14 protein-coding genes are annotated in these 13,130 nt (G+C 70.9%); 3 read left to right on the top strand and 11 right to left on the bottom strand.

Features of this window, described 5'->3' with window-relative positions; translation table 11 throughout:
• Positions 1 to 48 precede the first annotated feature (48 nt).
• Complete coding sequence (locus OHT57_RS14200) at positions 49 to 1,680, bottom strand: alpha/beta fold hydrolase (protein WP_328746740.1); 1,632 nt, start codon at positions 1,678 to 1,680, stop codon at positions 49 to 51.
• 105 nt (positions 1,681 to 1,785) lie between these two features.
• Between OHT57_RS14200 and OHT57_RS14195 the strand changes: the two genes are divergently transcribed.
• Entirely contained in the window at positions 1,786 to 2,088 is a 303-nt protein-coding gene (locus OHT57_RS14195) for a hypothetical protein (protein WP_328746739.1), read from the top strand.
• A gap of 4 nt (positions 2,089 to 2,092) precedes the next feature.
• Here the strand turns inward: OHT57_RS14195 and pspAB are convergent, their stop codons facing one another.
• From pspAB to glnA, 5 genes are all read right to left on the bottom strand, one after another.
• Complete coding sequence (gene pspAB, locus OHT57_RS14190; protein ID WP_328746738.1) at positions 2,093 to 2,677, bottom strand: PspA-associated protein PspAB; 585 nt, start codon at positions 2,675 to 2,677, stop codon at positions 2,093 to 2,095.
• A gap of 2 nt (positions 2,678 to 2,679) precedes the next feature.
• Positions 2,680 to 3,597 carry a zinc metalloprotease HtpX gene (htpX, locus tag OHT57_RS14185; protein ID WP_328746737.1) on the bottom strand — a complete coding sequence of 306 codons (918 nt, stop codon included), beginning with the start codon at positions 3,595 to 3,597 and terminating at the stop codon, positions 2,680 to 2,682.
• Between the two features lie 97 nt (positions 3,598 to 3,694).
• Positions 3,695 to 4,099, bottom strand: coding sequence for a hypothetical protein (locus tag OHT57_RS14180; RefSeq protein WP_328746736.1), 405 nt, complete (start codon positions 4,097 to 4,099; stop codon positions 3,695 to 3,697).
• A gap of 40 nt (positions 4,100 to 4,139) precedes the next feature.
• Positions 4,140 to 4,397, bottom strand: a complete 258-nt coding sequence (locus OHT57_RS14175) for an SCO2583/SCO2584 N-terminal domain-containing protein (RefSeq protein WP_328746735.1) — start codon at positions 4,395 to 4,397, stop codon at positions 4,140 to 4,142.
• 132 nt (positions 4,398 to 4,529) lie between these two features.
• A complete protein-coding gene (gene glnA, locus OHT57_RS14170; RefSeq protein WP_328746734.1) occupies positions 4,530 to 5,939 on the bottom strand; it encodes a type I glutamate--ammonia ligase in 1,410 nt (469 codons plus the stop codon).
• 200 nt (positions 5,940 to 6,139) lie between these two features.
• Here glnA and OHT57_RS14165 point away from each other — a divergent pair, with 200 nt between their 5' ends.
• Positions 6,140 to 6,610, top strand: a complete 471-nt coding sequence (locus OHT57_RS14165) for an RDD family protein (protein WP_328746733.1) — start codon at positions 6,140 to 6,142, stop codon at positions 6,608 to 6,610.
• 85 nt (positions 6,611 to 6,695) lie between these two features.
• Here the strand turns inward: OHT57_RS14165 and OHT57_RS14160 are convergent, their stop codons facing one another.
• The 4 genes from OHT57_RS14160 to lipB form a co-directional block, all read right to left on the bottom strand.
• Positions 6,696 to 7,397 (bottom strand): DUF4191 domain-containing protein, encoded by a 702-nt coding sequence (locus OHT57_RS14160; protein WP_328746732.1) that lies wholly within the window; start codon positions 7,395 to 7,397, stop codon positions 6,696 to 6,698.
• Between the two features lie 65 nt (positions 7,398 to 7,462).
• A complete protein-coding gene (locus tag OHT57_RS14155) occupies positions 7,463 to 7,687 on the bottom strand; it encodes an SCO2195 family GlnR-regulated protein (protein WP_328746731.1) in 225 nt (74 codons plus the stop codon).
• A gap of 255 nt (positions 7,688 to 7,942) precedes the next feature.
• Positions 7,943 to 8,908 (bottom strand): lipoyl synthase, encoded by a 966-nt coding sequence (gene lipA / locus OHT57_RS14150; RefSeq protein WP_328746730.1) that lies wholly within the window; start codon positions 8,906 to 8,908, stop codon positions 7,943 to 7,945.
• 74 nt (positions 8,909 to 8,982) lie between these two features.
• Positions 8,983 to 9,783 (bottom strand): lipoyl(octanoyl) transferase LipB, encoded by an 801-nt coding sequence (gene lipB, locus OHT57_RS14145; protein WP_328746729.1) that lies wholly within the window; start codon positions 9,781 to 9,783, stop codon positions 8,983 to 8,985.
• A gap of 244 nt (positions 9,784 to 10,027) precedes the next feature.
• Between lipB and OHT57_RS14140 the strand changes: the two genes are divergently transcribed.
• Complete coding sequence (locus OHT57_RS14140) at positions 10,028 to 11,464, top strand: regulator (protein WP_328746728.1); 1,437 nt, start codon at positions 10,028 to 10,030, stop codon at positions 11,462 to 11,464.
• A gap of 79 nt (positions 11,465 to 11,543) precedes the next feature.
• Here OHT57_RS14140 and OHT57_RS14135 read toward each other — a convergent pair whose 3' ends face one another.
• Entirely contained in the window at positions 11,544 to 12,929 is a 1,386-nt protein-coding gene (locus OHT57_RS14135) for an NAD(P)/FAD-dependent oxidoreductase (RefSeq protein ID WP_328746727.1), read from the bottom strand.
• Between the last annotated feature and the right edge of the window lie 201 nt (positions 12,930 to 13,130).

Raw genomic sequence — 13,130 nt, 5'->3', positions numbered from 1 at the left:
GCGGGTGCGCGCGGGGGCGGCGTGCGCCGCCGACCCGGACCACCCCCGTCACCCGTACCGCTCCACCAACCCCCGCACATACGCCTCCAGCCGCCCGCCCAGCACCCCCGGAGTCAGATCGGTCCGTCCGAGCTCGCGCCACGGGCCGGCGAGCTTCGCCGCGTCGGGGCAGTAGGCGAGGGCGTCCAGGAGCCTCCAGTACAGGTGGTCCGGCCCGTCGGCGAGGCCGCGGCCGCCGTGCGCCTCGTACCGTTCCCGGAAGCCGAGGCCGTGTTCGGGGCCGTGGAGGAGTGCGAGGGCAGTGGAGCAGTGGGCGACGTCGAGGTCGGCCGGTCCCCACGAGGTCTCCACCCAGTCGACCACCCCGCTGACGGCGAGCCCGGAACCCGACCCGGTGAACAGCACGTTCCCGGGGTGGAAGTCCCGGTGCAGGAAGCACCCTTCGTACGGCGGCGGGTCCCGGCGGATGACGTCCACGGCCCGTTCCCACAGCGGGCCCCGCACCCCTCGCACCTTCTCGGGCGACGTCCACGCCTGATAGGCGCGCGGCCGTTCCTCGGGAACGACCCGGTGGATCCGGACGAGTTGGGCCGCCAGCAGGTCCAGGCGGCGCTCCAGTTCCTCTTCGTCGACCCGCACGCGGCCCGGCAGCCGGGACATCAACAACGAGGGGTGGTCGCAGTGTTCGGCCGTGGCGTCGACGGCGATCGGCGCGGGTGCCGGAACGCCGTCGCGAGCGGCGAGCAGCGCGAGGACCGATGCCTCGCGGTTCAGAAGCCCGGGCGCGTGGTGGCGGAAGAACGGCTTCACGAACGACCGCAGGACCAGCTCGGTGTCGTCGTCGAGGGTGAGGCGGCGCATCTGGGAGCTCCAACCTCCGGACAGGAAACCGGTGTCGACGACCGACCGGCCTTCGGGAAGCTGCTTGGCCACCCACCGCCGGGTCGCCGTCCACCCCCGGTCGCCGAGGCCGGTCAGCAGCGCCGTCACCAACTCGCGCCGGTCGTCCGGGTGATCATGCAACCATGCCCCCAACCGGTGATCCGCGTGGGGCAGTTCGAGGCGCCTGAACTGGGACCGGAAGACCAGCGCCTCCTGCACGGCCTCGGTCACCTCCGGCGGGATCACCGCGTCCGTGCCCGGCACCGCGAGCACCGCCCGCCCCTGATGGGCCCGCAGCACATCGAGGGCCGGTGCCCGGCGCCAGCTGTCCGGACGCCGGATGATCTCGCTGAACCTCCCGTCGCCGCGGCCGAACGGCACGTCCCAGGCCTCGGCCGCGTACACGGCGGGCGCGCACAGGGCGAGCGCCGCGACCCGCTCGCCGTAGTGCCGGGTGAGGTCGGCCACCGTCTGCCCGCTCATGCTGAACCCGACCAGCACCAGCGGACCGTCCGCCGGAGCATGCGCATCGATCACGGCGACCGCCTGCTCGAACCGCCTGCGCAGACTCAACTCCGCCAGCTCACCGGTACTTTCGCCGTGCCCGGAGAAGTCGAAGGCGAGCGCGCTGCAGCCGTGCGCCACGAACTCGTCGAGCAGCGGCAGGAGTCGCTCCGCGCTGCCGTTCCCGGCTCCGTGCAGCAGGACGACCGTCGCGGCCGCGGCCCGGTCGCCGCCGCCGTCCCGGACGCCGTACAGGCGCTCACCGTCGTGTTCCTGAGTGAAGGACTCGGGCATGGCGGCGACTCCAGGGTGCGGGGAAAGAGCTCACGCAGGGCAGGCGCCAGGCCGCCCCTCCGGCGCTACTCTTCTACACCACAACCACGTACACGGAGGCCCGTCATGGGCACCATGGTCATTTCCGGGACCGTCGTCCTGGTCGTCCTGGGCTTCGGGAACCACACCTGGTGGCTCGTAGCCGTAGCCGTGCTCTTCCTGTACATGCAGTACGGCCGCAGCGGCCGTGTCGGCCGGGGCGCCTCCACGTCCTCGCCGGGCGGCTCGGGCGGGGGAGCCTCGGGCATGACGCCCGGCAGTTACCGGGCGTACCGCGACCGCCGGGACAAGCAGGCCAGGTGGGAACGCCGTTACCGCCGCGAGCACCCCATGGAGGCCCGCCGACAGGCGCGCGAGAGAAAGAGCTAGGAGCTCAGAGGCCGGGCGCGCCCCACACCGGGAACCAGCGGTTCAGGTCCTGCTCGATCCGCAGGTCGTTCGTGAGCGCGGCCTTCACCCGCAGCTCCAGCGGGTTGTCGCGGCGCTGCCCGTCACCGGGCAGCGGGGCGAAGGGGAAGAACGTGCCGCGCTTGTAGAGGTAGACGAGCGCGAGCGACCGGCCCTCGGTGTCGTGGAACCCGGCGAGCGAGCACAGCAGTTGCGGCCCGAAGCCGTTGACCTCCATCGAACTGTTCACCGCGTGCAGGTCGTTGACGAGTTGCGGCAACTGGTCCGGGGTGCGCTCGGAGACCAGCCAGGAGTAGCCGAAGTCGTCCCGCCGCAGCTCCACCGGCGGGCCGTCGCGGTCGGCGTCCGCGTCGAGCAGGGCCTGGACCTCCCGGTGCGTCTGCTCGAAGGCGGCCCCCTCGACCGTCGCGAAGCACACCGCTCCGCGTCCGGTCGGCGTGAGGGAGACCGCCGCCTCCAGCGTCACGGCCGCCGACGGCAGCGCGAAGAGCTGGTCGAGATCGGGCGCGACAGGCTTTGTGCGCCCGAGCAGGATGTCCAGCAGCCCCATCCTCAGCCCGCCTTCCCGGGCTCCGCGGCCTCACCCAACTCGGCGGAGATCCGCCCCAGTTGATCGAGCCGCTGTTCCAGGGACGGGTGCGTCGAGAAGTACCGCTCGATACCGGGCTCCTTGCCGGTGGCCGGGGTGAAGTAGAAGGCGTTGAAGGCCTGGGCCGTGCGCAGGTCCTTGGTGGGGATCCGGGCCAGCTCGCCGGAGACCTTGGTGAGTGCGGACGCCAGCGCCGAGGGCCGGCCGGTGAGGTGGGCCGCGGCCCGGTCCGCCGCCAGCTCCCGGTACCGCGACAGCGCCCTGATCAGCAGGAAGCTGAGCGCGTACACGGCCGCCGACACACCCATCACGGCCGCGAAGATCACGGCAGTGTTCTGGTCCTTTCGCCCGCCGAACACCTGGCTGTAGAAGGCGAACCGGACGATCAGGCCGGCGATCACCCCGAGGAAGGACGCGATGGTGATCACGGCGACGTCCTTGTGCGCCACGTGCGACAGCTCGTGCGCAAGGACGCCCTCCAGCTCGGCCGGATCCAGCCGCCTGAGCAGCCCGGTCGTCACGCACACCACGGCGTTGTCGGGGTTGCGCCCGGTGGCGAACGCGTTGGGCATGTCCATCGTGGACACCGCGATCACCGGCTTGGGCATGTCGGCGATGGCACACAACCGGTCGACCACGGCGTGCAGTTCGGGATACTCCTCCCGCTCCACGACCCGTCCGCGCATCGCGAACATCGCGATCTTGTCGGAGAACCAGAACTGCGCCACGAACATCACGGCGATCAGGCCCACGACCAGCAGCCAGGATTTCAACAACACGATCAACGCGGCGAAGAACGCCACGTACAGCAGTCCGAGCAGGAACATCGTGACCGTCATCCGCACGGTCAGCCGCCGGTCGCTCCGGAAACGACTCCGCATCTGCACCACCCCGCAGTCAGGCACTCGTCCCACCTTCCAGTGTGCACCCGGCCCCGGCCATGAAGCGGTCGCGATCAGCCCTAGGGCCAGCAAAGGCTCAGCCCTTGAGGCCGGTTTCCCACCGGCGCGTCCTGAGCACGTGGTCACTCAGGAGATGGCGCACCCGCCCCAGCAGCTCACCCACCTCGTCCGCCCCACGCGGCACATCCGCAGTCGGGTGCCAGCGCTGCACGGACTGCCGGGCCCAGGCGCGCAGCCGGTCGTCCGGATCGTCGACCAGTGCGACGGCGGCCCGCAGCCGTACGAGCCCGCCGTGCGCGGTGAGCAGCCGGAACGCGGAGACCCGCGTCCCACGGGGCCGCTCCCCAGCCGGCTGCTCCAGCAGCCACCCGTCGTCCAGCAGCCGCGCGGACGGCAGCAACGCCAGGGTCGCCTCCCGCACGACAGCGGGCGCGGAATCGTCGAGCAACGCCCGCAGCCGCCGTACGTCCAGCGTCCGCAACCCGCCGCTCCTTCACCCGCGGAGATCCGTGAGACCGGCCTCAGTACGGTCGGAAGTTCGCGTATCCCAGCACCAGGATGAGCACCGCCATACTCCCGAGGACGATCGCCGTCGACCGCCAGGACGAGCGGCTCGGTGTCCTCGGCCCCGGGTCCGCTCGGAAGGGCTGGGGCTTCGGCGGGTTCTCCTTCCAGCGGGCGGCGAGCATCCGGGCCCGCGCGGAGGGCTCCTTGAGCTCGGCCCCGTCGGCCCACCTGATGTCGAACTCCCGCTCGCTGTCGTCGTCCTGCGCGGACATCGCCGTCTCCCCCGTCGTCCCCTGTCGAACAGCTGTGCAGGAAACGATACGACGGCGCCCCCGTCCCGGGAAACCGGAACGGGGGCGCCGTAGGACGGTCGCAGGCCCGCCGTGGGACGGCCTACGTGCCGATCACACGTCGAAGTACAGCTCGAACTCGTGCGGGTGCGGACGCAGCTGCAGCGGCGCGATCTCGTTGGTGCGCTTGAAGTCGATCCACGTCTCGATCAGGTCCGGCGTGAAGACGTCGCCCTGGAGGAGGAACTCGTGGTCGGCCTCGAGGCGGTCGAGGACGGCCGGGAGGGAGGTCGGGACCTGGGCGACGCCCGCGTGCTCCTCGGGAGCCAGCTCGTAGAGGTCCTTGTCGATCGGCTCGGCCGGCTCGACCTTGTTCTTGATGCCGTCGAGGCCCGCGAGCAGCAGGGCCGAGAAGGCCAGGTACGGGTTGCCGGAGGAGTCGGGCGCACGGAACTCGACGCGCTTGGCCTTCGGGTTGGAGCCCGTGATCGGGATACGCATGGCCGCGGAGCGGTTGCGCTGCGAGTACACCAGGTTGATCGGCGCCTCGAAGCCCGGGACCAGGCGGTGGTACGAGTTCACCGTCGGGTTGGTGAAGGCCAGCAGCGACGGGGCGTGCTTGAGGATGCCGCCGATGTAGTAGCGGGCGGTGTCCGACAGGCCCGCGTAACCGGCCTCGTCGTAGAAGAGCGGCTGGCCGCCGGTCCACAGCGACGAGTGGATGTGCATGCCCGAGCCGTTGTCGCCGAAGATCGGCTTCGGCATGAAGGTCGCGGTCTTGCCGTTGCGCCAGGCCACGTTCTTCACGATGTACTTGAAGAGCTGGAGGTCGTCGGCCGCGGCGAGCAGCGTGTTGAACTTGTAGTTGATCTCGGCCTGGCCGGCGGTGCCCACCTCGTGGTGCTGGCGCTCGACCTGGAGGCCGGACTTGGCCAGCTCCAGGGAGATCTCGGCACGCAGGTCGGCGAAGTGGTCGACCGGCGGGGTCGGGAAGTAACCGCCCTTGTAGCGGACCTTGTAGCCGCGGTTGTTGTCGACCGCACCGGTGTTCCAGGCGCCCGCCTCGGAGTCGATGTGGTAGAAGGACTCGTTGGCGCTGGTGGCGAAGCGCACGCTGTCGAACACGTAGAACTCGGCCTCGGGGCCGAAGTACGCCGTGTCGGCGATACCGGTGGAGGCGAGGTAGGCCTCGGCCTTCTTCGCCACGTTCCGCGGGTCACGGCTGTACTGCTCGCCGGTGATCGGGTCGTGGATGAAGAAGTTGATGTTCAGCGTCTTGTCGCGGCGGAAGGAGTCGACCCGGGCGGTCGACAGGTCCGCGCGCAGCGCCATGTCGGACTCGTGGATGGCCTGGAAGCCGCGGATCGACGAACCGTCGAACGCGAGCTCCTCGTCCGGGTCGAACGCCTCGACGGGCAGCGTGAAGTGCTGCATCACGCCCGGCAGGTCGCAGAAACGGACGTCGACGAACTTGACGTCCTCGTCCGCGATGAACTTCTTGGCCTCGTCGGCGTTCTGGAACATCCAGCTCCTCCTACTCCCGACCGTTCCTGGGCCGGGGTGGTAGTTCGTTCGTGCGGCCAGTGCGGTGGCACACGCTGTCCACGACCCTAGGGACGGGTGGTTTCTCGGGCGTGACCCATTTGTTTCGCACAAGTTAACCGGACATCGTCGGCACCGCCCCACCTGTCCGTATCCCGAAACGCGCGCAGTACCGTGGACCCGTGGACAACAGGGATGCAATCGGATCATGGCTCTCCGGACCCCGCGCGGCCGCCGAGGACGCCGGTGTCGACTTCGGATACCGCGGACAGCAGCTCGGACTGCCGGAGCAGGGGCCGGGTTCGATCGCCCGTCCCGGCCGGCGCCTGGGCGCACTGGCCGTGGACTGGGCGATGAGCGTCCTGATTGCATCCCGGCTGATCACGCAGAGCTACAGCGGCCAGGCGACCTCCAACTGGGCGCTGCTGGTCTTCTTCGTGATGGGTGCCCTCACGGTCGCCACCATCGGTTTCACCCCGGGCAAGCGTCTCTTCGGGCTGCGCGTGGTCGCCCTCGACACCGGCCGGGTCAGCCCCCTGCGGGCCCTTCTGCGCACGGTCCTGCTGTGCCTCGCCCTTCCGGCCCTGATCTGGGACCGCGACGGCAGGGGCCTGCACGACAGGCTGGCGAAGACCGTGGAAGTGCGCATCTGATCGGATACGGCTGACGCCCCACCTCTGGTACGACGATGGGGGCGCCCGGAGTGATCCGGGCGCCCCCATCGTCGTACGAGAAGACTCAGCGGGACCTGCCGCCGCCCTTCGGGAGCTTCATGCCCTTGGGCATCGGTCCCTTCGGCACCGGCATGTTGCTCATGAGGTCGCCCATCGCCCGCAGCCGGTCGTTGGTGGCCGTCACCTGGGGGCCGGTCAGCACGCGCGGCAGCTTGAGCATCGTGGTCCGGACCTTCTTGAGCTCGACCCGGCCCTCGCCCGTGCCGACGAGGATGTCGTGCACCGGCACGTCCGCCACGATGCGGTTCATCTTCTTCTTCTCGGCGGCCAGCAGGCTCTTGACCCGGTTCGGGTTGCCCTCGGCGACCAGCACGATGCCGGCCTTGCCTACGGCCCGGTGCACCACGTCCTGGCTGCGGTTCATCGCCACCGCGGGGGTCGTCGTCCAGCCCCGGCCGATGTTGTCCAGGACGGCCGCCGCCGCTCCGGGCTGGCCCTCCATCTGACCGAAGGCGGCTCGCTCGGCCCGTCGCCCGAAGATGACCGCCGTCCCGAGGAAGGCGAGCAGGACGCCCAGGATGCCGAGATAGACCGGGTGGCCGACCAGGAAACCGATCGCGAGAAAGACACCGAGGATGAGGATGAAGACGCCCGCGAGAACCAGGCCGATCTTCTTGTCGGCCTTCCGGGTCATCTTGTACGTCAGGGCGATCTGCTTCAGTCGCCCGGGGTTCGCGGCATCCGCCGCACTGTCACTTCTCGCCATGCCCCGAAGTCTACGTGGCCCCGGAGGCGCCGACGACGGCAGTGCCCGCCCTCCGGGAGGAGGGATCAGGAGCGGGCGCTGTACGTGTCGGTGAGCGTCTTGGTGAGCGTCTGCTCCAGGATGTGCTGCGCCTCGACCCTGTCCTTGGCGCGGCGGCGGTCCGCCTGGACGGACGTCCAGGCATTGCGGCGGGCGGTGCGCTGACCGCTGCTCAGGAGCAGCGATTCGACGGCACGGAGTGCATCGGTGAACGACGGGATGGCGGTGGCGCGAACGGGCGCGGCCTGCATGATGGAGGTCCCCCCTCGGGATGGCGGCTCTGGTGAGTGGTGCACGGGGTGTACAGACAGGGTCACTGAATGGTGTTACCAGGGCGTGACCGACCGGTCAAACGCCGATGAAGCCTTGATGCGCTGCCCGAAAACACCGACGCGGCCCTGTAGGCCCCCTATCTGCGGGGACGTCCAGAACCGCGCCAATCAGCCGCCACCGAGCGGTTGTTGCTTGTGCTGGGATTCACACACACCGGGTGGCACTCAGTGCCATCAGACGGCCTGCGAGGCGACGTACGCCCCCCGCTTCTCCACGGCCATCTGGTAGAGCCGGCCCGCCCGATAGGAGGACCGGACCAGCGGCCCGGACATCACGCCGGAGAAGCCGATCCGGTCGGCCTCCTCCTTCAGCTCCACGAACTCCTGCGGCTTCACCCAGCGCTCCACCGGGTGGTGACGCACGCTCGGCCGCAGGTACTGCGTGATGGTGACGAGCTCGCAGCCGGCGTCGTGCAGCTGCTGGAGCGCCTCACTGACCTCCTCGCGGGTCTCGCCCATGCCGAGGATCAGGTTCGACTTGGTCACCAGGCCGAAGTCGCGGGCCTCGGTGATGACCTTCAGGGAGCGCTCGTAGCGGAAGCCGGGGCGGATCCGCTTGAAGATCCGCGGGACCGTCTCCACGTTGTGCGCGAAGACCTCGGGGCGGGACTCGAAGACCTGCTGGAGCAGCTCCGGCACGGCGTTGAAGTCGGGGGCCAGCAGCTCGACCTTGGTGCGGCCGGCCTCACGGGAGGACGTCTGCTCGTGGATCTGGCGGACCGTCTCGGCGTACAGCCAGGCGCCGCCGTCCTCCAGGTCGTCGCGCGCGACGCCGGTGATGGTGGCGTAGTTGAGGTCCATGGTGACCACGGACTCACCGACGCGGCGGGGCTCGTCGCGGTCCAGCGCCTCGGGCTTGCCGGTGTCGATCTGGCAGAAGTCGCAGCGCCGGGTGCACTGGTCGCCGCCGATGAGGAAGGTCGCCTCGCGGTCCTCCCAGCACTCGTAAATGTTGGGACAGCCGGCTTCCTGGCAGACCGTGTGCAGGCCCTCGCTTTTCACGAGCTTCTGCATCGCGGTGTACTCGGGACCCATTTTCGCCCGGGTCTTGATCCACTCGGGCTTGCGCTCGATGGGGGTCTGGGCGTTGCGGACCTCCAGGCGCAGCATCTTGCGTCCGTCGGGGGCGACTGCGGACACGACCGGCTCCCTAGCGTTTGATTCTTCGGCGTTGTTCAGGGTACGCCCGTTGATTTGAAAGTCTGCGGCGGTGTTCAGGCTGCCGGTGTCTTCTCGATCACCCTCGGCCTGAGTTCCGCGTTCTCCAGTACGTCCCGCAGGTGCCGTTCGGCGACGGGCAGCACCTCGTCGATCGTCACGTCCCGGCCGAGCTCGCCGGCGAGGGAGGCGACACCGGCGTCGCGGATGCCGCAGGGGATGATCCGGTCGAACCACTTGTTGTCCGGGTTCACGTTCAGCGCGAAGCCGTGCATCGTCACGCCCTTGGCGACACGGATGCCGATCGCCGCGATCTTGCGGTCCTCGCGGCGCTGCCCGGCGTTGGAGGGGGCGTACTCCGGGCCGTTCATGCGCGGGTCGAACTCCTCGTCCGTGAGCCGGGGGTCGAAGTCCAGGGAGAGCCCGCCGATCGCCGGACGCGTCCCGACCGGGTCGCCGAGCACCCATACGCCACTGCGGCCCTCGACCCGGCTGGTCTCCAGGCCGAACTCCGCGCACGTGCGGATCAGGGCCTCCTCCAGGCGTCGTACGTGCGCCACCACGTCCACCGGACGCGGGAGCTTCTGGATCGGGTAGCCCACCAGCTGGCCCGGGCCGTGCCAGGTGATCTTGCCGCCGCGGTCGACGTCGACGACCGGGGTGCCGTCGAGGGGGCGCTCGCTGTCCGCGGTGCGCCGGCCCGCCGTGTACACGGGGGGGTGTTCGAGCAGCAGGACCGTGTCGGGGACCTCGTCCTCGAACCGCGCCGCGTGCACCCGGCGCTGCTCGTCCCACGCCACCCGGTACTCGACCGCGTCCGCACCGAACCCCATGCGGACGAACCGCAACCCACTCACGGCAAGCGCCTCCCTAGAAGGTCGTAAGGCACGAAGCGTGCCTACGCCACTGTACGTCCGGCCCGTGGGCGTCAGCCCTGGGGGCAATCCTCACACGATCGGATGAACGAGCGTCGAAGTGTGCGATCGTCTGCTCACTCTCCGCTACATTCGCGCCGTTCGCAGAGGCCATAAGGGCTGCTCACAGGCAATCCGGGCACCACGTACGACGTGACGGCCCGAAAGGCAGGAGACCGCACCGCAGATGACGGAACGACCCGCGCAGCGCACTCCCAACCGACAGCTCGCCGCGCTCATCGCAGAAGCGGGGTTCTCCAACGCGGGTCTCGCCCGGCGCGTGGACCAGCTCGGACTCGAACACGGGCTGGATCTCAGATACGACAAGACATCCGTGACCCGATGGCTGCGCGGCCAGCAGCCCCGGGGCACCACACCGGCCCTCATCGCCGAGGTCTTCACCCGCAGACTCGGCCGCCGGCTCTCCGCGCAGGACCTGGGCCTCGACGCCTGCGCCCCCGTGTACGCCGGCCTCGAGTTCGCCGCGGGTCCCGAGGAGGCCGTCGACATCGTCAGCGGGCTGTGGCGCAAGGACTCCGGCAGCCATGCCGAACTGCGCAAGATCGCCTTCACCCCGGCCGGCCTGGTCGTGCCGAGCCGCGACTGGCTGATCGGCCGCCCCGACGACCGGGTCGCCCGCGGTGAGCCCGCGATCCGGGTCCCGGCCCAGGGGCGCCCGGTGGTGCCCCGGCAGCGCTCGCAGTCCGAGCGCGGTCCCGGCCAGAAGGTCACCGGGGGCGACATCGCCGCGCTCGGCTCGGTCGGCGACCTCTTCCGCTCCCTCGACGACCAGTACGGCGGCGGCCACGCCCGGCAGGCCCTGGTGCGCTACCTGGAGCACGAGTGCGAACCGATGCTGCGCGGCACGTACGGCGAGACGACCGGCCGCAGACTCTTCGCCGCGGCTGCCGACCTGACCCGGCTCGCGGGCTGGACGTCGTACGACATCGCGGCGCACGGACTCGCACAGCGGTACTTCGTGCAGGCGCTGCGGCTCGCGCAGGCCGCGGGGGACCGGGCGTACGGGGCGTACGTACTGGTCACGATGAGCCGGCAGGCCGTGTATCTGGGGCACGGGCGGGAGGCGATCCAGCTGGCGCGGGTGGCCCAGCAAGGGGTCGGCACCAACGCTCCGCCGGTCGTGCAGGCGCTGCTGCACTCGGCTGAGGCACGGGGGCACGGGGTACTGGGGGAGGTGCGGGCCTGCACGGCCTCACTGGTGCGCGCGGAACGCTCCCTGGAGACAGCGCGCCCGGCCGACGAGGTCCCGCACTGGGCACGCTTCTTCGACGAGGCGCAACTGGCGGACGAGTTCGGCCACTGCCACCGGGATCTGCAGCAGTTCCGGGCGGCGGCGCAGCACGCCGAACGCTCGCTCCAGCTGCGGGCGCCGGCGTACGCGCGCAGCCGGTTGTTCTGCCGGGTGGTGCTCGCCTCCGCGCGCCTCGGTCTGGGGGAACTGGACCAGGCCTGTGCGCTCGCGGCCGAGGCCGCCGGTCAGGCGGCGGAGATGCGGTCGGTGCGGGCGATCGAGTACGTACGGGACTTCGAGCGGCGGCTGGAACCGTACAAGGACGCGGCGCCGGTGCGCAGTTATCGCGACAAGGTCGCCGCGCTGGGGTGAGGCCCGCCTCGGCGTGACGCTGCCGTGCGTCGGACACGGCCCCGCGCCCCCTTCGGGGCGCGGGTGGACCCCCTTGGTCTCAAGCCGCCTGTACTGCCGGAGCCGGGTCCGCGGTGTCCGTCGAGGCCGCCGCTCCCAGGTCCGTCAGGACCGCCGTCGCGGCCCTGTGCGCTGAATGCAACGCACCCTGGAGCGTGCTGGTGTCGCGGTGGTCGCCGCAGACGTACAGGCCCGCCAGCAGGCGGACCGGGCGGCGCAGGTCGTGCGGAGGGCGCATCGCGGGGACCGCCTCGGCGGTGTGGTGGACCGCCACCGTCTCCCAGCGGTGCGTCGGCGTGCCGTACAGGCGGGCCAGGTGGGTGCGCACCGCCGTCTCCAGGTCCGGGGGAGGGGTCCCGAGGACCGTCGAGGAGATCAGGGCCCGGCCCGCGGGGGCCCGGCTCGGGTCGACCTCGCTGATCACCGTCGTGTGCGCGACGGGGCCGCCCCGGTCGGCGTCGAGCAGCAACGCGGAACCCGTGCGGGGCGGTTCGTCCGTCGTGTGGTGGACGACCGTCACCGGGTGGAACTCCGGGACCCGCAAGCCCGGCAGCAGTTCCGCCGCGGCCCGCGCGTCCGTCGCCAACAGCACCGCACGGCACCGGATCTCCCCGTACCCGGCCGTGGTCACCGAGGTCGTCGCGACGGACGTGACCCGCACCCCCGTGTGCACGGTCCCCGCGGGCAACGACTGCGCGAGCAGCTCCACGAGCGTCTCGGCGCCCCCCTCCGGCACACACAACCGCCCGCCCGCGAAGGCCCGCAGCGCGAGGTCCGCGCACCGGCTGGACGTGGTCAGGGCGGGGTCGCACAGCAGGGCGGCGAGCAGCGGACGCAGAAAGCCGTCGATCGTGCGGGCGGGCACCCCGCGTGCCGCGAGTGCCTGTCCGGCGGGCTGCTCGGGACGGGCGAGAAGCCGCTCCACAGGCGTGTTCGCGAGCCGGACGAGCGCGGCGCCGAGCCGGGCCTGGTCGACCGCGCCCCCGAGCGGCGCGACCCCGCGGGCACCTCTGGCCGCAGGCCCCTGACCGGCACCGGGCGGCATCCCGACCGTCCCCCGAGGGGCGCTCGCCAGGGCGCGCACCGCATGCAGTGCGCCCCTCGCGCTCCCCGCGCCCGCCGGAGCGTCCACGCGGTGGTGACGCCCGTCGGCGTGCAGCAGGACCCCCGGTGCGAAGGGGCGCAGCACGAGCCCGTCGAGCCCGGGTGTCAGCCGTAGTTCGGGATACGCGGTGGACAGCAGCTGCCCGATCCGGTCGAGCCGGAAGCCGTCGACCTTCTCGGTCGACATGCGGCCGCCCGCACACGGGGCGGCCTCCAACACCACGACGGTCATTCCTGCGCTGGTCAGCCGATGCGCGGCGGAGAGCCCGGAGACCCCGGCTCCCACGATCACGACGTCTGCCTGGTACGCGGGCTCAAGCACGTGCCCCTCCTCGAGGTTGCGCGGCCGATGGGGGCGTGATGCCCCCGACAGGCTCCGGGGATACCCGAGTTCGGGTCGAGGGTAGGACTGGGACCGGTCAAGAACAGTCGCGCATCAACAGAGCACGGTCGCACGCCGGTCGCATCTCGTCACAGACGGTCGCCGGCGGCGTGCGGCGTCACTCGTGGCGGCCGGCGGCGT

This window comes from Streptomyces sp. NBC_00285 (assembly GCF_036174265.1).
Classification (GTDB): Bacteria; Actinomycetota; Actinomycetes; order Streptomycetales; family Streptomycetaceae; genus Streptomyces.
This window is presented reverse-complemented; position numbering and strand designations above follow the sequence as displayed.

Coding starts and splice junctions, on each gene's coding strand:
- OHT57_RS14200 (WP_328746740.1), bottom strand. CDS start 1,680: ATGCCCGAGTCCTTCACTCAGGAACACGACGGTGAGCGCCTGTACGGC.
- OHT57_RS14195 (WP_328746739.1), top strand. CDS start 1,786: ATGGGCACCATGGTCATTTCCGGGACCGTCGTCCTGGTCGTCCTGGGC.
- pspAB (WP_328746738.1), bottom strand. CDS start 2,677: ATGGGGCTGCTGGACATCCTGCTCGGGCGCACAAAGCCTGTCGCGCCC.
- htpX (WP_328746737.1), bottom strand. CDS start 3,597: ATGCGGAGTCGTTTCCGGAGCGACCGGCGGCTGACCGTGCGGATGACG.
- OHT57_RS14175 (WP_328746735.1), bottom strand. CDS start 4,397: ATGTCCGCGCAGGACGACGACAGCGAGCGGGAGTTCGACATCAGGTGG.
- glnA (WP_328746734.1), bottom strand. CDS start 5,939: ATGTTCCAGAACGCCGACGAGGCCAAGAAGTTCATCGCGGACGAGGAC.
- OHT57_RS14160 (WP_328746732.1), bottom strand. CDS start 7,397: ATGGCGAGAAGTGACAGTGCGGCGGATGCCGCGAACCCCGGGCGACTG.
- OHT57_RS14155 (WP_328746731.1), bottom strand. CDS start 7,687: ATGCAGGCCGCGCCCGTTCGCGCCACCGCCATCCCGTCGTTCACCGAT.
- OHT57_RS14140 (WP_328746728.1), top strand. CDS start 10,028: ATGACGGAACGACCCGCGCAGCGCACTCCCAACCGACAGCTCGCCGCG.